Here is a 25,292-nt window from a genome sequence, read left to right as displayed (position 1 = left end):
TCGTCGCTGACGCGGCGCCGGACGGTGTCGCCACACTGAACGACAGGAGCGACGATGAGCGAAGAACTCAACGGCAAGCAGGTGGCCTTCCTGCTCACGGACGGCTACGAGGACAGCGAACTGACCAGTCCATGGGAAGCCGTGTCGGACGCCGGCGCGACAGCTCGCCTGGTCTCCCCCGCGACGCAGGACGTGACCGGGAAGAACGGGCACGTGCAGCCCGTCGACGTCGCCGTCCAGGAGGCCTCAGCAGACGACTACCACGCGCTCGTGCTCCCGGGAGGAGTCGTGAACGCGGACCAGCTCAGGCTCGACGACGCGTCGATCGCCTTCGCGAAGACCTTCTTCGAGCAGGGCAAGCCAGTCGGGGTCATCTGCCACGGCGCCTGGATCCTCATCGAGGCGGATGTGGTCCGCGGACGCGAACTGACGAGCTACGCGAGCCTCCGAACCGACCTGCGGAACGCCGGAGCCTCTTGGGTCGATGAGGAGGTCGTCGTCGACCAGGGCCTCGTCTCGAGCCGCACTCCCGACGACCTCCCGGCCTTCAACGCGAAGCTCGTCGAGGAGATCGGTGAAGGCGAGCACGCCGGACAGCACGCCTGATCCCACCCCACACGCAGGAACGCCCGGCCCCCAAGCGGGACCGGGCGTTCGTGTGCTGTGCGGAGGCGACTACGCCTTCTTGTTGCGGGTCAGTGCGCCGTAGATGAGCAGCACGACGATCGAGCCGCCGATGGCGAGCAACCAGGTCTGCAGGGAGAAGAATTCCTGCAGGTTCACCCCGAAGAGCAGGCCGCCGAGCCAGCCGCCGAGCAGCGCGCCCACGACACCGAGCAGCAGCGTGATGAACCAGCCGCCGCCCTGCTTGCCGGGAAGGATGGCCTTGGCGATGGCGCCGGCGATGAGGCCGAGCAGCAGGAAGCCGAGAAAACTCATGATGTCTCCAAAATGTGATTGCTGGATCGAGCGGGGTGCCACTCGATCGTGAAACTACCCCCGCGGGTGCGCGGGGGTAGCCAATGTATCCCGAGGACTAGTGCTTGAAAGCGTCCTTGACATTCTCGCCGGCCTTCTTCGCGTCGGCCTTGGCCTGGTCGGCCTTGCCTTCGGCGACGAGCTTGTCGTTGTCGGTCGCGTTTCCGACCGCTTCCTTCGCCTTGCCGGCGAGGTCTTCAGCGGCGTTCTTGATCTTGTCCGATGCACTCATGGGGTTCTCCTTCGCGTACGGTGAAATCCGGTGGTGATATCCGGTCATGAAGTAGGACGGGGCGTCCCGACGATTCGTCACGGAATTGCTTCAAAAAGTTTGCGGGCGGTTGCGCGGCCCGCCTGGGATGCGAGACTGGAGGTTCGTGTTCCCCCAGGCAGCGCCGCCGTCCAGACCCGCCGGGAGGTGAAATCGCTTGACGTCAGATCGTCCACGCAGCGGCTTCTCCCGATTCGTCCGGGTCGTGCGGAACGTCATGTTCTCCATCATCGGCGCCATCCTCGCCATCGCCCTCGTCATCGTCGTGTGGCTGCAGCTGACGCCGTGGCCGGGCTCCATGGTGATCCGCGCGGCATTCGACGAGCGGGCGAAGGCCGTGCAGTCGGACCTCGAGAAGTGGGTCCCCGACGGAGTCGACGTGAGGCGGGACATCCCCTACCGTTCCGGCGACGAGGACGCGTTGCTCGACGTCTACACCCCCGACGGCGTTCGCGGCAGTGGTGCGGCCCTGCCGACGATCGTCTGGGTCCACGGCGGTGCCTGGATCTCCGGCAGCAAGGAACTCATCTCCAACTACATGCGCGTGCTCGCCGGTGAGGGGTACACAGTCGTCTCCGTCGAGTACACGATCGCGCCGGAGGGCCAGTATCCGCTCCCGATCGAGCAGGTTTCCGCATCGCTCGGCTACCTCGCGGCCAATGCGCGCGCATTCAACGTCGACTCCCGCAAGCTCATCCTCGCGGGCGATTCAGCCGGCGCGCAGATCGCCGCACAGGTCGCGAACGTCATCACGAGTTCCGAGTACGCCAGTTCGATGAAGATCAAGGCGCCGATCCGGCCGGACCAGCTTGCGGGGGTCATGCTCGCGTGCGGAGCCTACGATCTCAGTCTCGTCAACGCGGAGGGGTCCTTCGGCTGGTTCCTCGACACCGTGCTCTGGTCGTACTTCGGCGCACGCGACTACAAGACGAAGCCGGAAGTGGCGTCGGCGTCCGTCGTCGACTTCCTCACCGCGAAATACCCCCCGACCTACATCACCGTGGGAAACTGGGATCCGTTGTACCCACAGTCGGTCGAATTCAAGGACAAGCTGCAAGGACTCGGCGTCGACGTGCAATCGATGATCTTCAATCCGGACTTCCGCCCGGGCCTCGAGCACGAGTACCAGTTCCTCCTCAACGATCAGGGCCGGTTCAACCTCGGACGGATGGACGCCTTCATCGACGGCGTCACCGACACGAGCCTGCCGTACGGACAGCAGGGCCCGCCGGTCCCGTAGTCCGGCCCCGTCGTCCGTTCCCCGCCGAACCGGAGGGCGCTCAGGGCAGGCGGATGCGGTCGCCGTCCTCGACGAGTCGGCCGTGGTTGATCGCCTGGGCGAGCGTCAGATCGAGCCAACGGCGAGCGGTCTCGCCGAGCCGCCCGTAGCCGAGCACAGAAGCCGCCTGCATCGGCAACTGCTCGCGGTCGACCTCGTGTTCCGGGTTGGCGGCGAGCACGAGCTCCATCGCGTTGCAGATCTCTGCGGGGCTGATGTCGGTGATGGCACGGTGATCGCGGTGCACGACCCGACGCACGCCACGCCAGGTGACGATGTCCAGGTCGACCGGCCACGCGAAGCCGTTCTGCACGACGAACGCCTCGGTGACGAGCGCCGACAGCTCGGTGCGCGAGCCCTCGGCGAGGCGGTCGACGCCGAACCGGCGGGCGACGATCGTCACCAATCGAGGGACCGCGATAGGCCCCTCCGTGTCCAGGATCGCCGCAGCGACACGGGTGACGGCGGCCTTCGTGAGTTCGAGGTTGTCGAGGACCGAGGCCGGGCCGATGACGGAGTCGTCCGCGAGGACGAAGTCGGTGATCGCGATGCTCAGCGGGATGATCGGTGCCGCGGAGGTGACCGGGAAGGCGACCGGATCAACGAGCGGCACGGCGACATCGGGCGGGGCCGCCTCGGTCGGTTCCTCTCGGCCCGCAGGCTCGGCGGGCGTCGGGGTGCCCTGGGGCGTCGGGCTCGGCGTTGCGGGGCTCGGCGTGACCAGTTCGCTCGGCTCGACCTCCGGAGCAGAGGACACCGCCGACTCGGGGCGCACGCCCGTCGTCGTCTCGGCCTGGTCCTCGGCGAGGGCCCGCTCGGCGCGCTCGCGCCATGACTTCGGCATCCACCCGGACTTCGCGACGAAGCCGTTCCAGCCGCGACTCACCGGGCCACCGCCGATGCAGCGAGGCGGGTGGCGGGGCGTCGGCGCTCCGCGAGCGTGGTGGTCGAGGTCAGAGGTGGCACCTCCACAGGATAGTCGGCGTCGGGCGTCCGTTCAGTCAGAGGTGACCCGACGGGCCTCACGTCGTCGCTCCCGCTCCAGGTCGGCCGCGGCGGCCTCCTCGGGCGTCGGGGCCGTTCCGCCGAGCGAGCGTGGCTGCCACCAGGCACCCGTCCCGTCCACTGGGTAGTCGAACTGCAGTTGGGCGACCATGCTTTGGAGTCGTTCGCGCAACTGGTCGGTGCCAGCGGCGACGTCGTCGTCGGGACCCACCACGATCGGCTCGCCGAACGCGAAGTGGACGGGTACGCCGAAGCGCTCGCGGAAGCGGACCTTGTGGCCCTTCGTGAGGAGCCGGTGTCCGCCCCAGACGGCGACGGGTATGACCGGCACGCCGGCCTCCTGCGCCAGGCGGACGGCGCCCGACTTCAATTCGCGCACGGTGAAGGACGCGCTCACGCCGGCCTCCGGGAAGACACCGACCAGCTCGCCGCTCTTGAGCGCGCTGATGGCGTTCGCGTACGCTGCGCCGCCCGCACGCATGTCGACGGCGATATGACGCATGCTCCGGAGCAGGCTTCCGACGACCGGCTTGTCGAACGCACCCTGTTTCGCCATGAAACGGATGTGGCGGCCATTGTGGAGGACGGTCGCCCATTCGACGAGCGCGAACTCCAGATACCCGAAGTGGGTCATCGCGATGACCGCCCCGCCCTCGTCGGGCAGGTGTTCGAGGCCGGTGACATGTCGGCGCAGGCGCCAGAAGCCGAACAAGGAGCGTCCGACGCCCACAGCGGTGTCGTAAACGGGCTCGATAGGGCGTCTCATGGCCCACACCGTATGACAGACAGCTGAGGAAACCCTCGGGGCACGCAGGCGGCTGGTTCCGTCGTGCAGAGCCGTCCCGGGCCCTGTCTGGCCGACCGCGATACGATCGCTGGATGACGGCAACGGAGACGGTCCGCACACGGGGCAGCTACGCGAAGACGGCGGCCCGCCGCCGCGAGATTCTCGAGGCGGGCATGGACGTCTTCGCCGAACAGGGCTTCCGCAGCGGTTCGCTGCGGGAGGTCGCCGAACGCGTCGGGATGAGCCAGGCCGGCCTCCTGCACCACTTCTCGAACAAGAACGAACTGCTCGCCGCCGTCCTCGACTTCCGTGACGATCGAGATCGTGAGGCGTCCGGCATCGAGATCGGCAGCGGGATCGAGGGCATCCGGGGGCTGGTGCGGCTCGTCGAGCACAACATGCAGGTCCCCGGTCTGGTTGAGCTCCACTGCGTGCTCTCGGCTGAGGCGACCTCGCCGGATCACCCGGCGCACGCACATTTCGTGCGCCGGTACAGCTGGTTGATCGAGGGCATGACCGTGTCGTTCGAGGTGATGGCACGTGAAGGTCAGCTCGCGGAAGGCGTCGATCCGAGCAGCGCAGCACGCATGCTCATCGCGATGATGGACGGCCTGCAGTTGCAATGGTTGCTCGACCGCGATTCGGTCGACATGGCGGAGGAGACCCGGCGGTCTCTGCGGCCGCTGCTGACCGTCGAACTCTAGTCGCGCACCTCGCGAGCGATCCGACTGTGCTCCACAGCGCTCATCGGCGTGCCTTCGAGCTCTGGATGGGCGTCCGTTTTTCTTTGCTCATATCTGATATTAGTGTTGATCAGAACTGCGGGGCAGAACGCGAAAGAGAGTCCTTACTTTGACTAATTCAAAACAACTGGCTACGGTGGAGGCATGAGCGACACGGTGCTGGAGGCGGTAGGGGCCGACTTCAACGCCAGGATCCGGGCAGCCGGTCTTCGAGTGACGACCGGCCGGCTCGCCGTCCTCGAGATTCTCGCCGAGACTCCGCACGCCGACGTCGAGCAGGTCGTCGCGGCGCTGAAGCCACGGGCACCGCAGACGTCACCACAGGCCGTCTACAGCGTCCTCAACGCGTTCGTGGCCGCTGGACTCGTGCGTCGTATCGAGCCCGACGGACACCCCGGACGCTACGAACTCCGGGTCGACGACAATCACCACCATCTCGTCTGCACCTCGTGTGGAGCGGTGGTCGACGTCGACTGCACGACGGGCGCGGCACCCTGCCTGCACCCGAACGATGCGGCCGGCTACACGATCGAGGCCGCGGAGATCACCTTCTGGGGGTTGTGTCCCGCTTGCCAAGTGGTGACGGTCTGACGCCGCTTACCTCCGCCCCGACGACAGCGTTCGCGCTGTGCGTCAGCTGCCGCATACCCATGCGTCGGCACTGAACCCATCCGACCGTCCCACCAGCCCCACCATCGAGGAGAGACCTGTCCGAGACCAGCTATACGACCACCAACACCGGAGCACCGGTCGCCAGCGACGCTCATTCGCAGAGCGTCGGAGCCGACGGGGCCATCGCCCTCCACGACCACTACCTCGTCGAGAAGCTCGCCCAGTTCAACCGTGAGCGGGTGCCGGAGCGCGTCGTCCACGCCAAGGGCGGCGGAGCCTTCGGTCATTTCGTCACGACCGGCGACGTCTCGCAGTACACGCGTGCCGCACTGTTCCAGCCCGGCGTCGAGACCGAGATGCTCGCGCGGTTCTCCACCGTCGCCGGCGAGCAGGGCAGCCCTGACACCTGGCGCGACCCGCGCGGCTTCGCGCTGAAGTTCTACACGAGCGAGGGCAACTATGACCTCGTCGGCAACAACACTCCGGTGTTCTTCATCCGCGACGGCATCAAGTTCCCCGACTTCATCCACTCGCAGAAGCGCCTGCCGGGCACTCACCTGCGCAACCACGACATGCAGTGGGATTTCTGGACCCTCTCCCCCGAGAGCGCGCACCAGGTCACCTGGCTCATGGGAGACCGCGGTCTGCCGAGTTCGTGGCGCCACATGGACGGGTTCGGCTCGCACACATACCAGTGGATCAACGCGGCCGGCGAGCGGTTCTGGGTGAAGTACCACTTCAAGACCAACCAGGGCATCGAGATCCTCACACAGGACCAGGCCGACAGGATCGCCGGGGAGGACGCCGACTTCCACATCGCCGACCTCAGCGCCGCCATCACGAACGGCGACCACCCGAGCTGGACGCTGTCCGTCCAGGTGATGCCGTACGCCGACGCGGCCGGGTACCGCTTCAACCCGTTCGACCTCACGAAGGTGTGGCCGCACAGCGACTACCCACTCATCGAGGTCGGCACCATGACGCTCGACCGCAACCCCGACAACTACTTCGCGCAGATCGAACAGGCGACCTTCGCCCCGTCGAACTTCGTGCCGGGCATCGCGGCCAGCCCCGACAAGATGCTCCTCGCGCGCATCTTCAGCTACGCGGACGCCCACCGCTACCGTGTCGGCACCAACCACGCGCAGTTGCCGGTCAACGCCCCGCATGCACCGGTGAACAGCTACTCGAAGGACGGCGCAATGCGTTCGGACTTCAACGGCCCCGACGTCCCGGTGTACGCACCGAACTCGGTCGGCGGTCCGCACGCGGACGCCGCCCGTGCCGGTGAGGGCGGCGGTTGGCAGTCCGACGGCGAGCTGACCCGGAGCGCAGCCACACTGCACGCGGAAGACGACGACTTCGGTCAGGCCGGCACACTCGTCCGCGAGGTGCTCGACGACGCAGCACGCGACCGCCTCGTCAGCAACATCGTGGGGCACGTCTCGAAGGTGACGCGACCCGAACTCCGCGCGCGCGTCATCGCGTACTGGACCGCAGTCGACCCCACCCTCGGCGCTCGCGTCTCAGCGGGTCTGCCCCCGCTCGTCTGACCTGAGCACAGGGAGCGCAGCAGCGGCCGCCGTTCGGTCTGAACGGCGGCCGCTGCTGCGCCCGGCGGACTGCACGCCGGTCGGTCCGCCGCCGCGGCGCTCGCCGGCCCCGTGACGCACGCAACCCCCTCACCGTTCCCGGTGAGGGGGTTGCGTCGAAGGATCCTGCTGCTAGCCGGCGACCTGCTTGGCACGGGCGAAGACCTTCTCGATCTCCTCGCGGCGGCCCGGCTGCTTCAGTGACAGCGGCGACGGGTGCGGTGCGTTGAATGCGCTGTAGGTGTTCCCGAGCAATGGTTCGACATGCTTCCACCAGCCATCCTGCGCGTGCGGACCGCAGAGGACGACGACGCGGAGGTTGCGGAGGAGCGGGAGCAGGGCACGCAGCTCCATGGCGCCCTGGGCGACCTCCGGTGCGTTGGGCTTCTTGCGGCCGGCGCTCAGGTACCACGGCACGATGTTCCACACCATGACGTCGCCGAAGCCGATGTCGTTGCGGAGATTCCAGAGACTCTCGGCGATGGGGTCGTCGTTGTCGACCGAGGCGAAGCCCGATCCGGGTGCGTCAAGGCTGTCCGGGCCGAGCGTTCCAGGGGCGTCGAGGAGGATCAGGGTCTTCGCGTTGATGGCTGCATCGGCCGGGTCGACCAGTGGCAGAACGAGGTCCGCTTGCCGGCGGCCGCGACGGGTGATCATCGCGTCCGCCCAGTCGCGCAGGGGCGCGAGAGCCGGCGATTCGGCCAGCATGCGGTGTCGTTCGGCCAGTTCGTCCGGGTCCTGCAGCCCGCGAGGGGCATCCATGTGCATCTTCCGAGCGTAGTCCCGTGGGCGGTGTCCCGTCATCGTCTGGGGTCGTTCTGTGGTTTCGAAATCGTTGCAGATCCATGAATTCGCGCTCTGGAAGCGGTGAATCAGCGCAGATGCGGGCATAGGCTGGACAGGATGACTGACGAGCGAACCGCCCACGACGACCGTACGAAGTGGCGCGCGTTCGCCATCTGCGTGTCGGTTGCAGCCCTCACGATCCTCGACCTGTCGAAGGTGAACGTCGGCCTCCCGTCGATCGAGAAGGCGCTCGGTGCCGGCCCGACCGACCTGCAGCTCATCGTCGCCGGGTACGCGTTGGCCTTCGGTCTGATCCTCGTCCCGGCTGGTCGCTACGGCGACCTCCACTCGCGTCGCCGGATGTTCATGATCGGCCTGAGCGTGTTCGGTGCCGCGAGCCTCGTCTGCGCCATCGCACCGAGCATCGGCATCCTCATCGGCGGACGGATCCTGCAGGGTGTCGCCGCGGGGCTGCTCATGCCGCAGGTCATCGGGCTCATCCAGCAGCTGTTCGTCGGCAAGGAGCGAGGGCGCGCGTTCGGGCTGTTCGGCGCGATCATCGGCCTCTCGACGGCGTTCGGGCCGACACTCGGTGGTCTACTCATCGCCATCGGAGGACCGGAGAACGGTTGGACGCTCCTGTTCTGGATGAACGTGCCGCTCGCGATCATCCTGTTGCCGATCGCCGCGCGCCTCCTTCCGAAACAGCAGCCTCATGCCTCCGGCGCCGGTTCCCTCGACCCCGTCGGCATCCTGTTCCTCGGGCTTGCGGTCCTGTCGCTCATGCTGCCGTTCGTGCTGACGACCGGTTCACCGAGCGACAACCCTGCGCGCTGGTGGCTGCTCGTCGCCTTCGCGGTGTTCGCTGGACTCTTCGCCTGGTGGGAGGGGCGGTACCAGCGCTCGGGGAAGTCTCCCGTCGTCGACTTCTCGTTGTTCAAGCTGGGCAGCTATCGCAACGGCGTCCTCATCTCGACGACCTACTTCGCGGCGATGCCGGCGACGTTCCTCACCCTGACCCTGTTCGTCCAGCAGGGGCTCGGGCTCGAACCGGTGTTCGCCGGCATGATCACGATCCCGTTCGCGCTGGCCTCCGCGGTGAGCTCCTGGTTGAGCGGGCGTGTGGTCGATCGTCTCGGGCGGCCGCTCGTGGTCGGTGGGCTCATCCTCGTGGTCATCGGCTTCAGTCTGAACTCGCTGCTCGCGTTCATCACTCCCCCGGAGATCACGCCGTATGCGATGGGGGCTGCGATGCTGCTCGCCGGTATCGGCGGTGGTGCGGTGATCTCCCCCAACCAGACGCTCATGCTCGCGGACATCCCGGTGTCGTCCGGTGGTGTCGCCGGGTCGATCGGTCAGCTCGGCCAGCGCATCGGAACGGCGGTGGGCCTCGCGGCGGCGACCGCGACGTTCTACGCGACGGTGTACTCGGAGAACGACGGCGCCTCGGCGGATGCGTCGCTCGCCGTCTATCACGACGCCTACCGCAACAGCACGCTCGTGACGATCGGCTTCGTCGTGGTCGCGCTCCTGTTCGCCTTCCTCGACACCCGTTCACGCAAACTCGCCGCGACCACCTAGCCAACACCTGTCCCCCTCCTGCCTCCCTGCCAGCGCGGTGCGCTGGACGCGCCGCGGGCTACTGACGCGAGCGCTACCGTCCGGAGGCCTGTGATGTCTCAGGACTTCGTGGACACTTCTGTCTCAGGACTTCGTGGACACTTCTCTGTCTCAGGACTTCGTGGACACAACGCTGTTCTTGGTCGTTCGTGTTCGGCCGTGGGCGGGGCGGCCTTCGTTGCGTGATGGCATGGGTTGGGTGCGGATCATGGTGCCGTGGTGGTCGTAGAACGTGATCTGCTGAGCGTCCCAGATCGCGTGGACGGTGTGACCGATGAATGCTGTCCCGGGGCGGAACGTGCGACCGAGGAGGTAGGTTCTGCCGCCTGACGTGACAACACATTCAGCTTCGCCGGGTGGTAGGGCTGTGAGGGCGTTGCGGGCGGCGTGGATCTCGATCGCGGTGGGTTGCGGGGTCGGTGACGGGGCAGCCGGGGTGCGATCCCAGGCCTCTTTCGGGGTTTGCCGGTCGGTGAGCGATTGGTGTTCGCGGAGCGTGTTGTAGGACACGTCGAAGACGTTCACGAGGGTTTGCAGTTCCTCGATCGTCGCGGCTGGCGGTTTGGCGTTGAGGAAGCGGTGCAGTGTGCGGTGGAAGCGTTCGTTCTTGCCTTGCGTGGTGGGTTTGTAGGGCTTCCCCGTGATCGTCTCGACGCCGAGCGAGGCGAGGTAATCGATGAGCTGGTTGGAATGCCCCCGACGCGTGGGATTGAACGCGACACCATTGTCTGACAGGAACTTCTGTGGTGCTCCGTGATGGTTGATCGCCTGGGTCACGACACGCAATGCAGCCTCTCCGGTCTCTGCCCGGGCGACCAACGACGCGAGCGCGAGACGGGAATGATCGTCGATGATCTGGAAGATCGTGCAGAGCGAACCGTCAGTAAGCGTCCACTCGGTTGCATCGATTTGCCACAAACAGTTCGGGGCTGGATAGACGAACCGACGAAACGCGCTCCGGGGCCGCTTCCGAGGCTCCGCCTCGACCACGCCCGCACGAACGAAGATCCGCGCCAAGGTGGCCCGTGAGGGCAACTCCTGGAAGCCCATCCGCCGCAACCTCGCGATCACACTCAACGGGCCGAAATCCCACCCCTCTGCACGCAATCGCGCCCGAACACTGATGGCGAGATCGACGATCTCGTCGCTCGTCCGAGCCGGACTCGACCGAGGCCTCGTGGATGTCGGAGCGACGACCTCGAACACACCATCTGCCGCAGCCCGGGCGCGGATCTTGTAGAACCAAGACCGCGAAACACCATGCTCCTCGCAGAACGCCGAGACCGCACCCCGGCCCGCATCATCAGGCCACGATGCCACGAGCAAACGAACCTTCGGAGATGGACGCTTCGGTATCGACATGCTCCACCGAACCGCGGAAGTGTCCACGAACTCCTGAGACACACTGTCCACGAAGTCCTGAGACAGAAGTGTCCACGATGTCCTGAGACTTCACAGGCCTCCGGAGAGGCGCGCTCGCGCCAGTGGGGCGCGCTCGGTCCAGCGCACCGCGCTGGGGGAGGACGACAGGTGTGGGGTGCAGCTGGCGTCTGGTGACCGTCGTCTGTGGGTTCGAGACGGAGTTCCGAATGATCGCTTCCCGTTTTGTGGGTCCTGGAAGGCCGCCGAAAGCCACTGAGTGAAAATAAGTGAGGCAATCACCTGATTGGGGGGTGTCCCCGACGTCAGGGGTCATCGACTCCACTAGCCTCGCCTCATGCTCTCCCCCGCCGGCGCAGCCGGAACGCCGATCGTCGCGCCGCAGCGGGTCTTCCGGTTGGGGCTCGGGCGACTGCAGGCGGTGCGGAAACCGCCGGAAGCACCCCAGCGAGGCGACACGGCGTCCGACTCGGAACCACCTGCGGATCGCCCGATGGGTGCGTGGGACGGTGTACGGTCGACGTTCGCCCCGGGCGATGCGCTCACGTTCGACGAGCGCTACCGGTTCGCCCAGTTGCCGTTGATCGACCGTGATCATCCACTCGCGCTCGCCGCGAGCCCCGACGGCGTCTACCGCGACGGCAGGTATGCGGAGCCGCGTGTCGCCGTCGTCGTACCCGTTCCGGTGGAGCGGCTCTTCGTCGATCCGATCTTCCTGAGCTACGAGGCAGACCTCGCTTCGGCGCCGTTCGCCCACAAACTCGCGCGGGGCATCGAGCTGCGCAGGGCGCATCGCCTCCACGCGACCCTCGCCTCCGTCGACAGCTCCGACGACCTCCTCCACCGGTTGCGCGGCACCGTCGGCGCGTTCGAGCCGTTCCGAGCGCGACTCGCGGGCCCCGTCATCGGCGGTTTCAACCGTGGACGCTGTTATCTCCCGGCGTGTGCAGAGGCGTTCGCCCCGATCCAGGAGGCGGTCGGTGGGCGCTCCACACCGCTCGTCGGTGTCGGACTGCACCACTTCCGCGACGAACTCGACATCGACGAGACGGCTGCGCTCGCGGCGTTCCTGCAGCGGTGGGAGCGCGTCACGCTGTTCGAGTGGACGGTGACCGAACTCGCTGTCACCACCACCAACGACGATCTCGTCCTCAGCGGACGCACGCTCGCGCGGATCCCGCTCCGGGTGCCCTGACGCGTCGAGGCGCGGGTCCGCGAAACAGCATGACGATGCTGGTCGGGACGCACCGTCACATCACGCGTTGGTGAGGATGCGGACCATCGGGAGGTCCGGGGCGGCCCAGTCGAGCTCAGCGAGTTCCGTCCGCGCGACCCAGCGGAGCCGGTCGTGGTCGGTGCTGCTGACGGGCGGTTCGCCGCGGAAGGACACGGCATAGCACGAGAGGTCGACCTGGAGTTCGCCGACCGTGACGACCGATCGGTCGAGGAGGGGTCCGACGACGACCTCCGCATCGAGCTCCTCGCGCAGCTCGCGTGCAAGGGCCCGTTCCGGCGTCTCCCCCGGCTCGACCTTGCCACCGGGGAACTCCCATCGGCCGCCAGCGGATCGTTCCGGCGAGCGTCGGCACGCGAACACCGTGTCGCCATCGGTCGCGACGCCTGCGACGACCTCGATCGTGGTGAACATGGTGCTGTCCCTTCGCCGTGCGCCGCCCAGCCGTGTCGTGCTCCAGGCTATGCGATCGGCATCGACCGTCCTCCACAGGCAACGCGGACGAGTGGTCGTGCAGGATGTGCGCCGAGGCGGAGCCCAGGTCAGTGGTGCATGCCAGACTGACAGCGATCGAGGGCCCGAGCAGCCGTGCCCTCGCGGCTGTACGGAAAGGCGCCACCGCACCGATGTTCCTCCTCGACGGTTCCGCCATCACGAGCGCGAGCGACCTCTCGAACGCCTCCTTCTGCGAGTTCGCCTTCCTGCGCGGCATCGATGCGAAGCTCGGCCGCATCGACAAGCTCGTCGAGCCGGAGGACGAGATGCTCATGCGCACCTCGAAGCTCGGCGACCAACACGAACTGCGTGTACTCGAGTCATACCGCGCCGAGTTCGGCGCAGGGGTCGTCGAGCTCGACCGACCGGACGTCCGAGATGCGGAGGCGCTCGCAGCAGCCGTCGCCACGACCGTCGAGGCGTTCCGATCCGAAACCCCGGTCGTCTTCCAGGCCGCGTTCTTCGACGGCTCGTTCATCGGCTTCGCAGACTTCATCGTCCGCCGCCCGGACGGTCGCTACCGCGTGCAGGACACCAAGCTCGCGCGCTCTCCCAAGGTCACCGCGCTCCTGCAGCTCGCCGCCTACGTCGAGCAGCTGCGCACGGCGGGCATCCCCGTCGACGACCACGTCGACCTGATCCTCGGCGACGGAGCGATCAGTACCCATGCCGTGGAAGACATCCTGCCGGTCTACCGTCGTCGCCGGGCGCGCCTGCTGCAGATCGTGGCGGAGCGGCTCGCCGCCGACGGCCCTGTGCGATGGGGCGACCAGCGCTACAGCGTGTGCGGGCGTTGTGCGCACTGCGACGCCGAGATCACGTCGACGCGAGACGTCCTCCTCGTGGCCGGCCTCCGACTCACGCAGCGCGACCGCCTCCTCGCTGCAGGCATCACCACCATCGACGAGCTGGCCGCGGTCACGCTCACCGGTTCCTCGACCTCGACGAACGCACGCCACGCGCACCCCTCGGAGGCCGCGGGAACGATCGACGGCATCTCCGAGGCAACGCTGGCCGGGTTGCGCGAGCAGGCACAACTGCAGCTGGAGACACCGTCCGCGACAGGTGTCCCACCGTTCCACGTCCACGACGCAGTCGGGTTCGGTCTGCTCCCCGAGCCGAACCCCGGCGACGTCTTCTTCGATTTCGAGGGCGATCCGCTGTACACCGAGGGTGAACCCGGCGATGCCCGGCGCGGAGACCGAACACGCTGGGGGATCGACTACCTCTTCGGCCTGGTCGACACCGACGGCGTGTTCCGCTCGTGGTGGGCACACGACTTCCATGAAGAGCGCGTCGCGCTCATCGCGTTCCTCGACTACCTCGCGGCCCGACGAGCCGAGTTCCCCGGGATGCACGTGTACCACTACGCCGCATACGAGCGGACGCACCTGCTGTCGCTCGCGGCCCGACACGGGTACGGCGAAGACATCATCGACGACCTCCTGCGTGAGGCCGTCCTGTTCGACCTCTATCCGTTCGTCCGGAAGACCGTCAGGGTCGGGTCACGCTCGTACTCGATCAAGAAGCTCGAGCCGCTGTACATGGGCGACGACCATCGCGACAGCGACGTCACGAACGCGGCCGCCTCCATCACCGAATACGCAGAGGCGCGCGAGCTGTTCCGCAGCGGTGACGCCGCGCTCGTCGCGCAGGGCGAGCACAAGCTCGCCGAGATCGCCGAATACAACGAGTACGACTGCGAGTCCACTCGGCGTCTGCGCAACTGGCTGCTCGCGCTCGGCGAGGAGCGGGGTGTCCTGCCCGGCACGTACGTGAACGACGCCCCGGAGCCCCTCATCGACGAGCCGACCCCGCTGCACGACGCGTTGAGTGCCCTCGCCGGCGACCCGCTCGATCCCGAGCGCTCCGACGACTCCACCGCCTATGCGCTGGCCGCGGCCGCGATCGACTACCACCGTCGCGAGCACAAGTCGTTCTGGCAGGAGCACTTCTCCCGCCTCATCGCGGCACCGGACGAATGGGAGGACACCCGGAACGTCTTCGCGGTCACGTCCGGTCAGGTGGAGCGCGACTGGTTCCGGGAGGGACGACAGCGCAGCGACCGACGACACGTCCGGCTCTTCGGACGATGGGCGCCGGGCAGCAGTGTCAAGGTCGGAGGCGACCCGTTCGCCGTGTACGAGTACCCGGGTCCGTTCACACTGCCGCGCGCGGAACCCGGCTCACGACCCGCTGGTCAGATCTCCATCCTCGAGGTCGGTGACGACGGCTCAGTCCTCATCCAGGAGACGCTGAAGGCGGATCGGGAGCCGTACTCGGAACTCCCGAGCGCGTTGACCCCGTCACCGCCGCCCCGTCCGGGGACGCAGGTCGACGCCATCGCTGAGTGGGGGCAGGCGATCGTCGATGCCGAACCGGAGTGGCCACGAGACGGCGTGGTCGACATCCTGCGTCGTCGTCCGCCACGCACACGCTCAGGCGTACCGCTCCCCCACCACGGCGACACGCAGACCATCGACGACGTCACGGCGGCCCTTCTCGACCTCGACGACTCCGCGCTCGCGGTGCAAGGACCGCCCGGCACCGGGAAGACCTACGTGGCGTCGCACGTCATCGCCACACTCGTGCAACGACACGGATGGAGGATCGGTGTCGTGGCGCAGTCCCACGACGTGGTCGAGAACCTCCTCGAGCGCATCGTGAAGGCCGGACTTCCACCTGTGTTCGTGGCCAAGACGCTGCGTTCGGGCGCAGATCCTGATGCCGACCGGGCGTACACGATCCTGCCGTCCAACGGGCACGCCGCCTTCCTGGCGGAGCAGCCGGGCGGCCTCGTCATCGGCGGCACCGCGTGGGACTTCAGGAACCCGAACCGCTTCGCCCGCCGGGCACTCGACCTCCTGGTCGTCGACGAGGCCGGACAGTTCTCGCTCGCCTATACGATCGCCGCGAGCGTCGCGGCCAGGAACCTGCTGCTGCTCGGCGATCCGCAGCAGCTCCCACAGGTGAGCCAGGGCACGCACCCCGAGCCCATCGACACGTCCGCGCTCGGATTCGTCGCCGACGGCCGCGACGTCCTGCCGGACGACCTCGGCTACTTCCTCCACGAGACCTGGCGGATGGACGCCGCCGTCACCTCGCCCGTCTCGAAGCTGTCGTACGCCGGCGAGCTGCGCTCGGCCGCGGCGACCGCCGAGCGTCACCTCAGCGGGCACCGCGCCGGCCTCCACATCGTCGAGGTCCATCACTCGGGTCATGCGACGAGTTCGCCGGAGGAAGCCGAGCGGGTCGTCGACATCGTGAGGTCGACGCTCGGGCTGCTCTGGACCGACCCGGGCGCCGGCCGCGACGCCGATGCCCTGACCGAAGCCGACATCATCGTGGTCTGTCCGTACAACGCGCACGTCGGCGCGGTGCGTGAGGCACTCGACGACGCCGGCCTCGAGACGGTCCGAGTCGGCACCGTCGACAAGTTCCAAGGTCAGGAAGCCGTCGTCGCCATCGTCTCCCTCGCAGCGTCCTCACCCGCAGAGGTCCCACGGGGCATGTCCTTCCTGCTCATGAAGAACCGCTTGAACGTCGGCATCTCCCGGGCTCAGTGGGCGGCGTTCCTCGTGTACTCCCCCGCGCTCACCGAGTACCTGCCGACGACTCCGGAAGGTGTCGCCGAGCTGAGCGCGTTCATCCGTCTTGTGGACGGTGATTGAGGACCATCGTCCGCGCGCCCGGACGCCCCGGCCGACGAGCCGCATCGGCACGTCCCAATCGGGCCGCCTTGTCGAGCCAACCTCGGCGTCGCTCATCGGTCGAACCCTTCACCGGGCCGAGACGGTTCACCCGGACCGGCTTGATGCCGCAGAACCCGAGCGTCGTCCGACGGACCTGACGAACCGTCGTGTCACCGACGAGGGGCAGGTACCACCACGGTGAGTCCGTCGTGACGATCAGCCGACCGGTGCGGCCGGCGAGGAGTCCCTCCGGTAGGCCATTGGCCTTCGTCCGGTACGCGCGTCGCGGCAGGAGGAGGCGATCGAAGAACCCTTTGAGGAGTGCCGGCACCGACCCCCACCAGATGGGCGCGACGACGACCACGTGGTCTGCGGCGAGGATCTGCTCCCAGGCCCGCTCGAGATCGGGTTCCAGCTCCTGGCGTCGCGTGTAGCCGAGCCGAAGGTTCTGGTCGAATGCGAGGTCGCGCACGGCCAGGACCACAGCGTCGCCATGACCGTCCGCGTAGCTCCGCGCGATCCCCGCGCAGAGTGAGTCAGGGTTCGGGTGTCCATCGATGACGAGGGTGCTCATGGTGATACTCCAGGTTCGTTCTCAGCAGGTCTGGACACCGTCCAAAATCTGGACAGTGCCCACATTGGGTCGAGACGACAGTATTGGTACGATGTTGCTTGTGTCAAGATCGACCACCGCTTATCACCATGGCAATCTCGGGCCGGCACTCGAAGATGCAGCTCTGGAGCTCATGCGCGCCCAGGGCCACGCGACGCTCAGCCTGCGCGAAGTCGCCCGCATGGCGGGCGTGAGCCACAACGCCCCGTACCACCACTTCGGCGACCGCACCGCATTGCTCAAACGCCTGAGCGAACGCAGCATGGAGGAGCTGTTCGTCGCGATGCGTGACGCCCGTGCGGCGACCGCGCAGCCTGAGACGCCTCGCGCCGTCGCTGTCCGGGTGGGCGTTGCGTACGTCGGCTACGCCGCACACCACCCTGAACGCTTCCGGGTGATCTATGACCCGGAGGTCTGCATCCCCGGCTCGCCGACGCCGACGATGGCGCCGCTCCTCGCGGCCGTCGAGGGTATCCTCGCGCAGACGACCGCCTCCCTACTGCCGCCCGACCGTCCGGATCTCCTCGGTCCGTCGACCATCGCGATCTGGGCGGCCGTCCACGGTCTTGCAGAACTCGTCGTCGCAGGACACATCGGCGAGGCGGATGTCGAACCCGCCCTCCTGGCACTCCTGCCGCCCGGGTGAGGCGCCAGCCGGCCTGAGCCTGAGCGCTTACACAAGTTTTATCCGGGCAACGGTCGGGAAGCTCATAGGCCGTTCATGGGGGAACCGGACGAATCACTCGGATTCCGGGAGTCAGATGTTCTCAGCACTCGCCGCCGAGAGGAACCCCCATGAACAACCCCACCGACCCAAGCCAGCCCGATGACTCCGGGTCCGATGCCGTCGCGCCCGACCACGCCGTCACGCCTGCCGACGGCTACCAGCAGCCGACCGGCACCTACCAGCCCGCGGCGGATGCCGACGTCACTCCCCCGGCCGGCTACCCCGGCAACGACGCGCCAGGCACGGCCATGCAGCGCCAGGCCCCTCAGGCGCCGCAGCACACGACCCCCTACGGGTACGCGACGACACCCCGCGCTCGATACGACGGTCGTCCGAACCCCGCGCACCTGACGGATGTCCGGTACAGCCAGCAGGCGCCCTACGGCCAGCAATACGGCCAGCAGCCACAGGCGGGCTCAGGTTTCGGCCAGCCGCAACCGGGCCAGCAGTGGCAGTACGGTCAGCTTCCGCCTGGCGCGCACACCATCCCCCAGGCCGCGTATGTGGACGGCGCGGCATCGAAGAAGCGGCAGCCGATCGGCTGGATCATCGCGGCCGCCACCGCTGCGACCGTCCTCGGACTGGTGTCGGGTGGTCTCGGGATCGCTTCGCTCGCCGCGGGCGCATTCCAGAACGTGGCCGCCTCATCGCAGACGACCGAGATCGAACCGGATCAGGGCGGCCAGAGCTTCCGCGCTCCGGGCAACCAGCCCGCACCGCAGCAGCAGACCACGCCGGACGCGGCGGTGGCCGACACACGCGACGCGACCGCCGCTGAATCGGTTGGTGTGGTCGACATCGACACCGAACTCGCCTACCAGGGTGCTGCCGCGGCGGGCACCGGCATGGTGCTCACCTCGGATGGTCAGGTCCTGACGAACAACCACGTGGTCGCCGGCGCGACGAGCATCACCGTCACCGTGGTCAGCACCGGTCAGCAGTACACGGCCCGGGTCATCGGAACGGACGCGGCGGACGACGTCGCCCTCCTCCAGCTCGACGGCGCTTCGGGTCTCGACACCGTGACGATCGACGATGACGGTGTCGCCGTGGGCGACGCGGTCACCGGCGTCGGTAACGCCGGCGGTACGGGTGGGACGCCGAGTGCCGCGGAGGGCACGGTCACCGCGCTGGATCAGGACATCACCGTCCAGGACGAGACGACCGGCGAGGGCAAGCAGCTCACGGGGCTGCTCCAGACCGATGCCGACATCCAGTCCGGTGACTCCGGCGGGCCGCTCTACGACGCCGAGGGCGAGGTCGTCGGGATCGACACCGCAGCATCCTCTGGTGGGACCGACATCGACGGATTCGCGATCCCGATCGATGACGCCCTGACGATCGTCGACCAGATCCGGACGGGTGTGGAGACGGAGACCGTGTCGATCGGGTACCCCGCCTTCATCGGCATCGGACTGGCGTCGTCGGCCGGCGCTTCGCAGACCGTCGCAGGAGCCGTCGTCGGCTCGGTCATCGAGAACACCCCCGCTGCCTCGATCGGCCTCGCCGCAGGGGACATCATCACGGGCCTGAACGGTGTCGCGATCGATTCCGCACAGACGCTGACCGCCACCATGGCGACCCTCGAGCCGGGCCAGACGGTCACCCTCACCTGGACGACCGCCGCCGGTACTTCCCAGAGCGCCGACGTGACGCTGATCGAGGGCCCCGTCGGCTGATCCGTGCGGTCGGATAGCCTCTGCGACTCCTCCGATTCTGCCTCGCCGCCGAATCGGAGGAGTCGCCCGCATGTGGCCAGTAGGCTCGGGACGCGGCCGCTCGCCGCGCTGATCGGAAGGTTCCGCCCGTGACCCGTTTCCTGGGAGTCGACCTCGCCTGGGGCGAGGGCAGCGGCACGCGAGCGGCGAATGAATCGGGAGTGGTCTGCATCGACGATGCCGGTGTGGTCGTCGATGCCGGATGGGCGACAGGTGTCGACGAGGTCGCGAGATGGGTCATCGCGCATGCTTCGCCTGGGGACGTCATCGCGATCGATGCGCCGCTCGTCGTACATAACGCTTCCGGCATGCGTCTCTGTGAACGTGAGGTCGGGCAGCGCTACGGCCGCTGGCAGGTCTCCGCGTACCCCTCGAACCTCGCGTTGCCGGCGCTCGGCGGAGTCGCGCTGCGCCTCGTGCTGGAGGCCGCCGGTCTCGAGTACTTCGACGGCGTGAACCCGCAGTCGGACGACGCGACGATCTTCTTCGAGTGCTACCCGCACACCACGCTCGTGGGAGCTGCTGAGCTGGGGTACACCGATGCGCGCCCGCGCTACAAGAAGCTCGACCCGGCGCTGCCGGTCTCCGAGCGCCGGGCGTCGCGTGCATCGCTCGCCGACGGACTCATTGCCAGGTTGGCGGCCTTGAGCTCGGCGGAGCCGCCGCTTGATCTCACAACGCATCCCGTGACCCTGGCGTTGCTCGAGGTCCCTTCTCCGACGAAGGAGTCTGCGCACAAGCACCGCGAGGACCTCATCGACGCCGCCATCTGCGCGTGGACGGCGGCGGCATGGTCCCACTCGGGCCTCGAACGCTTCCAGGTACTCGGCGCGACGGACGTTCCGGACGACCATGGGCGTGTACCGACGCTGATCGCGATGGCGAGGCCGGAACAGCGGCGTGCCGAGACGGTCGTCCCCTCTGCTGTGGCCGAACAGTCACCACCGGCCCCATTCACTCCGACGCCCGTGCCCGGCGCGGAGGATTACCCCGACGAAGGACATATGAACAATACGGAATATACGTCGAACGCCATCGATCGTGGGGATACGGTGGAGTTCGTCGAGGGCGGTGCCGCCCAGTCGAAAGCCGGCGCCGAGGTCGACAACGGCTCGACGCGGGCTCCATCCCCCGCGCCGACGACGGTGGAACTCCTGCGCAGTGCCACATGGCACCTCGAACACGCGCGCGTGGTCGGCGACGCGGACGACGTCGCCTTCGAAGCCGCACGTTCAGCACTGGCCGAAGCGGTCTTCGACCTCGAGCACGTGCAGTACGGAGAGACGACGCGCGGCTGATCCGGTGGGCGTCAGGCGGCGTCCGGGTCCTCGCGCGACCGACGACGGTCCAGCTCCCGGCGATGGAGTATCGCAGCCCTGATCCAGCGGATCAGGAGCGAGACGGCGAGTGAGACGACGAGGAACGCGGCCGCGCCGAGGGCGTAGGAGACGAAATCGGTCGCGATGAAGGTGGTGCCTAGCACGAGCGCGGTCGGCGGGAACTGTTCGGCCAGGGCCGCTGGAACGCCGGTCGCTTGGAAGAACTCGATGACCGCTGAGAAGGCGAAGGCGCCGAGCGTGACCTGCCAGAGCGGCAGTCGTGGCGCGGCGAAGGCGATCAGCAGCGCCACGAGGACGGTGTACAGCGCGTTGGTGACGGGATTCGCCCAGCTCGCAGAGACCGACCAGTGCACGGTCAGTCCGACGACGATCGTCACGATGGCGGCGCCGAGCAGGAGCGCGCGCTTCAACGAGGTGGCCGGTCTCGGGGCGTCGAGACCGCCGTCGTCGAGCTCGCTCATGCCTTCGTCCTACGGCCGCGCCGTTGACGCCCACGGGCCCAGTCGCGGGCCTCGCTGCCGGACAGCGCGAGGATGATGGAGCAATCGACCGCGAAGCCGATCAGGTTGGTCTGCAAGGTGAGGCCTCCTGCGCCTGCGAAGTAGGTCGCCGCGAGCGTCACGATCGATGTGGAGCTGAACGCCATGGCGAGCAGCCGTGCCAGGTTACCGCCCCGACGGACACGCCACGCGAGCACGAGGTAGCTGAGGGTGACGAGGAGCGACAGGACGATGACGCCACCGACCACCCACGGGATGAGGACGACGTCGTCGTCCGTGGTCGCCGTCGCGAGGGCGTCGTCCGTCAGCTGCTTCCAGCCGCCGACGAGCAGGAAGCCCGAGAGGATCGACGACAGCGACGCGACCACCATGAGGACCACGGCGACCGTGGTGTCGAACGGCCTCGGATCGCCGGCCCGGACGAGGGACCGGGTGGGAGGCGCATCGGCAGGCGGCAGGGTGGCCTCATCGGGGACGACGACAGAGCTCACATCGATGATCGGGAGGTCGCCGTCGGTGACGATGGCGTCGCCGCCACCGTTTCGTGAGTGGTAGCCGGTGGAGAAGTTGTCGATGACGGTCGTTGAGGCGCCGACGCCCGCGCCGCCCACCGAGGACACGATGTGGTCACGCTCGTCGTCGACATCGTCGGCGATGCGGTGGGTGACCTGGAGGGTGAACACGCTGATCCCGACGGAACGGTCGTAGGTGCCAGCAGCCAGCCAGTCGGCCTGGTAGCCGCCCGGCAGCAGCCAGCCCGGAGGGGTCGGCCAGAACCGGACGTGGTGTCGTTTGCCGGGGCTGCCGTCGACCTCCTGCTGATAACAGAACGCCTGCGGATGGCCGAACAGGTAGAGCGAGGAGACCGGGGCCTCCGGGTAGCTGCGTCGCGTGAGCGTGGACGTCACGATCCGTAGGTTCGCGCGGAGCCCCAGGTCGTCGGCGAGGGTCCATCCGGCGGCGTGCATCGCCGCATGGATCTGTTCTTCGCTGCCACGCAGGCCGAGGTTCACGGGGTCGCCGAGGATACCTTCTCGGGTGCGGGTCCGGCCGATGAAGTAGTCGGGCAGGTAGACGCGCGAGAGCACGGTGTGCACCCGGGGGAGGATCAGGTAGGCGATCACCAGGTAGATGACGAGGATGAACCAGGCTTGGGCCCACCCCCGGGCGAACGCCTCGGTGAACAGCACGTAGGCGAGGAACACCGCCGAGACGGTGCCGAAGGCGAAGAACCAGCCGTCGACGATCCGCGCGATCCGCCCGCGCTCATCCTCGGACAGGCCGCTGGCGGGCCCGCGGAGTCTGATGCGGGTCTTCGTCACCCGTCCAGGGTAGGGCCTTCGACCAGTGGAAGGATGGAGCAATGGACAGCAGCGCGCACATCACCGATCTCGCCGACTTCATCGTCGCCTCGCCCACCTCCTATCACGCCGTCGCCGAGAGCGCCCGACGTCTCGCGGCGGCCGGATTCGAGCGCCGCGAGGAGACGCTGGCCTGGGACGACGCTCCCGGGAGGTACTTCGTCGTCCGGGAGGGCGCGATCATCGCCTGGGTGCAGCCGGAGGGAGCCACACCGACGACGCCGTTCCGAATCCTCGGTTCACACACGGATTCCCCGAGCTTCAAGCTCAAACCGAAGCCGACCATCGGCGCTCACGGATGGTTGCAGGCAGGGGTCGAGGTCTACGGCGGCCCGCTGCTCAACTCCTGGCTCGATCGCGAACTGGAGCTCGCCGGGCGCCTCGTCACGCTCGACGGCACGGTGCACCTCGTCCGCACTGGACCGTTCCTCCGGATCCCGCAGCTCGCCGTGCATCTCGACCGCGGTGTCAACGACGGCCTCGTCCTCGACCGCCAGCGCCATCTGCAACCGGTGTTCGGTGTGGGGGAGCTGGCCCAGGCGGACGTGCTCGCCCACCTCGCATCCATCGCCGGCATCGACGCGGCGGACATCGCGGGGTACGACATCCTCGTCGCGGACACGCAGGAACCGCGCCGGTTCGGTCTTGACGACCAGCTGTTCGCCGCGGGCCGGATGGACAACCTGACGTCCGTCCACGCGGGACTCGTCGCCCTGCTTGCGGTCAGCGACGGGGGAGGAGCGTCGGAGTCGCGCCATGTGAGTGTGTTCGCGGCGTTCGACCACGAGGAGCTCGGCTCCGCATCGACGTCTGGCGCGAGCGGACCGTTCCTCGACGACGTCCTCACACGGATCGGTGCGGCGCTCGGGGCGACGCAGGCCGAGCGCCTCCAGGCGTACGCGGGCTCGTGGTGCCTGTCCGCGGACGCCGGACACGCGATCCACCCGAACTACCCCGAACGTCACGACCCGGCGAACCGGCCGATCGCCGGCGGTGGGCCGCTGCTGAAGATCAACGCGAACCAGCGCTACGCGACGGACGCGCTCGGGGCCGCGTTGTGGGCGAGGAGCTGCGCGGCTGCCGGGGTGCCAACCCAGGACTTCGTCTCGAACAACACCGTGCCGTGCGGCTCGACCATCGGTCCGCTCACGGCGACGAGACTCGGCATCCGCACCGTCGACGTCGGCACCCCGCTGCTGTCGATGCACTCGGCTCGCGAACTCTGCCATGTCGACGACCCGACCGCCCTCGCGGGTGCCGTTGAAGCATTCTTCGCGGGAGCCTGAGCGCAGGACATCCGCGCCACAGCAGGAGGTTCCGTCCCCGAACGTCCTGCTGCCGCGCGGCACTCCCGCTGTCGGGCGGGGATCAGCCCAGTTCGCGCAGTCGCAGTCGGCGGCCGTCGGAGCTCGCGTCGGGGTTGACCTCGACGACGTCCGAGCGGGAGTTGATGAAATCGCTGAAGGAGCGTGAGCCGAGCGGCTTCTCCTTGAACGCCGGGTCCATCCGGATCATCTGGTTCTTGACTTCGGCGTTCAGCAGCCAGTCCTCATCGTCGTTCTTCGCGTGCACGAGACGGAGGGCTCGGACGAGCAGCTCGGTCGCCGCGCGCTGGGCGTCGGGGCCCGACGGGTCGGTCGCTTCCTCCTCCGCGTCGTCGAGTTCCTCTGCGTCGCGGTGGCTGAAGACAGGCTCGGTGAACAGGCCGCCGATGCGGGGCGGCGCCTGCGCAGCCGGACTCTCCTGAACGGGGCTCTGCGCACTCGAGGCGCGACGACGGCCCCCCGACCTCGTTCCGCTCTTCGCCGTCTCCTCGGCTGCCGGGGCGTCCACGGTCGTTCCGGCAGCGGCCGGCGTCCGCGGTGTGCGGGTGACGACAGGACGCACGATCCCGGGAAGGTCGTCGTAGTCGGAGAACTCGTCGCACGCGGCCATGAGGGCACGGCTGGTCGCGCCCGCGACGCCGATGCCGATGACGTGGCGCCCGAGACGCTTGCAGCGCTGGGCGAGTGAGATGTAGTCGGAGTCGCCGGCGACGATCACGATGTGGGTGAGGTCGGGGAGGCGGAAGAGGTCTTCGACGACGTCGACGGCGAGCCGGATGTCCGCGCCGTTCTTCATGGCCTTGGTCGTCGGGAACATCTGCGTCAGGTCGACCGCGCGGTCCACGAGGTCCTTCTGGTACGCGGAGTTGACCGGTTCCGACCAGTCGGCGTAGGAGCGGCTGATGACGATGTTGCCGAAGGACGAGGTGTAGTCGAGGATGGCGCCGACATCGACCCGGGCTGCCTGGAGGCGCTCGGAGATCTCGTCGCCTTCGGGCGCGGACGACGGGACGTGCGAACGTGCGCGGTCCCGGCTGAACGCCGCCTTGCCGTAGAGCTGGTTGTAGCGCGAGATGACGATGTTGTCGAAGTCGATGTAGACCGCGACTCGGGGCGTTCCGGATTCTGCCATCCCCCTATCATCCTCTGCCGCCCACCAAACGACGACTTCCGTCTTCCAGAAGGTTGGGCCTGCGCGGTGTCCTCGGCGTCCGCCGCTGCGGGGAGCCGTGCT

At 67.9% G+C, this 25,292-nt stretch carries 23 protein-coding genes; 12 read left to right on the top strand and 11 right to left on the bottom strand.

The annotated features are described in order from the left end of the window. Window positions 1-54 precede the first annotated feature (54 nt). Window positions 55-606: a type 1 glutamine amidotransferase domain-containing protein gene (locus ABMA10_RS22035; RefSeq protein WP_347868902.1), complete on the top strand. Its 552-nt coding sequence runs from the start codon at window positions 55-57 to the stop codon at window positions 604-606. 69 nt (window positions 607-675) lie between these two features. On the opposite strand, the gene ABMA10_RS22030 is transcribed toward ABMA10_RS22035, so the two are convergent. Further along, a complete protein-coding gene (locus tag ABMA10_RS22030; RefSeq protein ID WP_347868903.1) occupies window positions 676-939 on the bottom strand; it encodes a GlsB/YeaQ/YmgE family stress response membrane protein in 264 nt (87 codons plus the stop codon). A 97-nt stretch (window positions 940-1,036) separates the two neighbouring features. After that, window positions 1,037-1,210, bottom strand: coding sequence for a CsbD family protein (locus ABMA10_RS22025; RefSeq protein WP_347868904.1), 174 nt, complete (start codon window positions 1,208-1,210; stop codon window positions 1,037-1,039). A 196-nt stretch (window positions 1,211-1,406) separates the two neighbouring features. Between ABMA10_RS22025 and ABMA10_RS22020 the strand changes: the two genes are divergently transcribed. Further along, window positions 1,407-2,489 carry an alpha/beta hydrolase gene (locus ABMA10_RS22020; RefSeq protein ID WP_347868905.1) on the top strand — a complete coding sequence of 361 codons (1,083 nt, stop codon included), beginning with the start codon at window positions 1,407-1,409 and terminating at the stop codon, window positions 2,487-2,489. 40 nt (window positions 2,490-2,529) lie between these two features. Here ABMA10_RS22020 and ABMA10_RS22015 read toward each other — a convergent pair whose 3' ends face one another. Next, window positions 2,530-3,414, bottom strand: coding sequence for a hypothetical protein (locus ABMA10_RS22015; protein WP_347868906.1), 885 nt, complete (start codon window positions 3,412-3,414; stop codon window positions 2,530-2,532). A gap of 111 nt (window positions 3,415-3,525) precedes the next feature. Next, window positions 3,526-4,299: a lysophospholipid acyltransferase family protein gene (locus ABMA10_RS22010; RefSeq protein WP_347868907.1), complete on the bottom strand. Its 774-nt coding sequence runs from the start codon at window positions 4,297-4,299 to the stop codon at window positions 3,526-3,528. 113 nt (window positions 4,300-4,412) lie between these two features. Between ABMA10_RS22010 and ABMA10_RS22005 the strand changes: the two genes are divergently transcribed. The 3 genes from ABMA10_RS22005 (at window position 4,413) to ABMA10_RS21995 (ending at window position 7,228) form a co-directional block, all read left to right on the top strand. Beyond that, window positions 4,413-5,024 carry a TetR/AcrR family transcriptional regulator gene (locus ABMA10_RS22005; protein ID WP_347868908.1) on the top strand — a complete coding sequence of 204 codons (612 nt, stop codon included), beginning with the start codon at window positions 4,413-4,415 and terminating at the stop codon, window positions 5,022-5,024. Window positions 5,025-5,207: 183 nt separating this feature from the next. Then, the gene (locus ABMA10_RS22000) at window positions 5,208-5,654 is read left to right on the top strand and encodes a Fur family transcriptional regulator (protein ID WP_347868909.1); all 447 of its coding nucleotides are present in this window, start codon (window positions 5,208-5,210) and stop codon (window positions 5,652-5,654) included. Between the two features lie 116 nt (window positions 5,655-5,770). After that, a complete protein-coding gene (locus ABMA10_RS21995) occupies window positions 5,771-7,228 on the top strand; it encodes a catalase (RefSeq protein WP_347868910.1) in 1,458 nt (485 codons plus the stop codon). A gap of 171 nt (window positions 7,229-7,399) precedes the next feature. Here the strand turns inward: ABMA10_RS21995 and ABMA10_RS21990 are convergent, their stop codons facing one another. Beyond that, window positions 7,400-8,035, bottom strand: a complete 636-nt coding sequence (locus ABMA10_RS21990) for a uracil-DNA glycosylase (RefSeq protein ID WP_347868911.1) — start codon at window positions 8,033-8,035, stop codon at window positions 7,400-7,402. A 135-nt stretch (window positions 8,036-8,170) separates the two neighbouring features. On the opposite strand from ABMA10_RS21990, the gene ABMA10_RS21985 reads away from it, so the two are divergent. Continuing rightward, entirely contained in the window at window positions 8,171-9,634 is a 1,464-nt protein-coding gene (locus ABMA10_RS21985; RefSeq protein ID WP_347868912.1) for an MFS transporter, read from the top strand. A 150-nt stretch (window positions 9,635-9,784) separates the two neighbouring features. Here ABMA10_RS21985 and ABMA10_RS21980 read toward each other — a convergent pair whose 3' ends face one another. Then, entirely contained in the window at window positions 9,785-11,035 is a 1,251-nt protein-coding gene (locus ABMA10_RS21980) for a DDE-type integrase/transposase/recombinase (RefSeq protein WP_431030692.1), read from the bottom strand. 355 nt (window positions 11,036-11,390) lie between these two features. On the opposite strand from ABMA10_RS21980, the gene ABMA10_RS21975 reads away from it, so the two are divergent. After that, a complete protein-coding gene (locus ABMA10_RS21975) occupies window positions 11,391-12,248 on the top strand; it encodes a hypothetical protein (RefSeq protein WP_347867802.1) in 858 nt (285 codons plus the stop codon). A 60-nt stretch (window positions 12,249-12,308) separates the two neighbouring features. Here the strand turns inward: ABMA10_RS21975 and ABMA10_RS21970 are convergent, their stop codons facing one another. Next, entirely contained in the window at window positions 12,309-12,701 is a 393-nt protein-coding gene (locus tag ABMA10_RS21970; protein ID WP_347867801.1) for a (deoxy)nucleoside triphosphate pyrophosphohydrolase, read from the bottom strand. Between the two features lie 212 nt (window positions 12,702-12,913). On the opposite strand from ABMA10_RS21970, the gene ABMA10_RS21965 reads away from it, so the two are divergent. Further along, window positions 12,914-16,453, top strand: a complete 3,540-nt coding sequence (locus ABMA10_RS21965) for a TM0106 family RecB-like putative nuclease (RefSeq protein WP_347867800.1) — start codon at window positions 12,914-12,916, stop codon at window positions 16,451-16,453. Here ABMA10_RS21965 and ABMA10_RS21960 read toward each other — a convergent pair. Beyond that, entirely contained in the window at window positions 16,428-17,048 is a 621-nt protein-coding gene (locus ABMA10_RS21960; RefSeq protein WP_347867799.1) for an NAD(P)H-dependent oxidoreductase, read from the bottom strand. The two genes, ABMA10_RS21965 and ABMA10_RS21960, sit on opposite strands and share 26 nt — an antisense overlap. A 100-nt stretch (window positions 17,049-17,148) precedes the next feature. Between ABMA10_RS21960 and ABMA10_RS21955 the strand changes: the two genes are divergently transcribed. From ABMA10_RS21955 to ABMA10_RS21945, 3 genes are all read left to right on the top strand, one after another. Continuing rightward, window positions 17,149-17,733: a TetR/AcrR family transcriptional regulator gene (locus ABMA10_RS21955; protein ID WP_347867798.1), complete on the top strand. Its 585-nt coding sequence runs from the start codon at window positions 17,149-17,151 to the stop codon at window positions 17,731-17,733. Window positions 17,734-17,882: 149 nt separating this feature from the next. Beyond that, a complete protein-coding gene (locus ABMA10_RS21950; protein WP_347867797.1) occupies window positions 17,883-19,493 on the top strand; it encodes a S1C family serine protease in 1,611 nt (536 codons plus the stop codon). 128 nt (window positions 19,494-19,621) lie between these two features. Then, window positions 19,622-20,830 carry a DUF429 domain-containing protein gene (locus ABMA10_RS21945; protein WP_347867796.1) on the top strand — a complete coding sequence of 403 codons (1,209 nt, stop codon included), beginning with the start codon at window positions 19,622-19,624 and terminating at the stop codon, window positions 20,828-20,830. 11 nt (window positions 20,831-20,841) lie between these two features. On the opposite strand, the gene ABMA10_RS21940 is transcribed toward ABMA10_RS21945, so the two are convergent. Next, complete coding sequence (locus ABMA10_RS21940) at window positions 20,842-21,333, bottom strand: DUF2809 domain-containing protein (protein ID WP_347867795.1); 492 nt, start codon at window positions 21,331-21,333, stop codon at window positions 20,842-20,844. Further along, window positions 21,330-22,694 carry an LssY C-terminal domain-containing protein gene (locus ABMA10_RS21935; protein WP_347867794.1) on the bottom strand — a complete coding sequence of 455 codons (1,365 nt, stop codon included), beginning with the start codon at window positions 22,692-22,694 and terminating at the stop codon, window positions 21,330-21,332. The genes ABMA10_RS21940 and ABMA10_RS21935 overlap by 4 nt, the downstream gene beginning before the upstream one ends. 41 nt (window positions 22,695-22,735) lie before the next feature. Between ABMA10_RS21935 and ABMA10_RS21930 the strand changes: the two genes are divergently transcribed. Next, window positions 22,736-24,019 carry a M18 family aminopeptidase gene (locus ABMA10_RS21930; protein WP_347867793.1) on the top strand — a complete coding sequence of 428 codons (1,284 nt, stop codon included), beginning with the start codon at window positions 22,736-22,738 and terminating at the stop codon, window positions 24,017-24,019. An 82-nt stretch (window positions 24,020-24,101) separates the two neighbouring features. Here the strand turns inward: ABMA10_RS21930 and ABMA10_RS21925 are convergent, their stop codons facing one another. Continuing rightward, the gene (locus ABMA10_RS21925; RefSeq protein ID WP_347867792.1) at window positions 24,102-25,190 is read right to left on the bottom strand and encodes an NYN domain-containing protein; all 1,089 of its coding nucleotides are present in this window, start codon (window positions 25,188-25,190) and stop codon (window positions 24,102-24,104) included. Between the last annotated feature and the right edge of the window lie 102 nt (window positions 25,191-25,292).

This window comes from Plantibacter sp. RU18 (assembly GCF_050613355.1).
In the GTDB taxonomy this organism is placed as follows: domain Bacteria; phylum Actinomycetota; class Actinomycetes; order Actinomycetales; family Microbacteriaceae; genus Plantibacter.
Note: the sequence above shows the minus strand (reverse complement) of the source record. Positions and strands in the feature narration are given on the sequence as shown.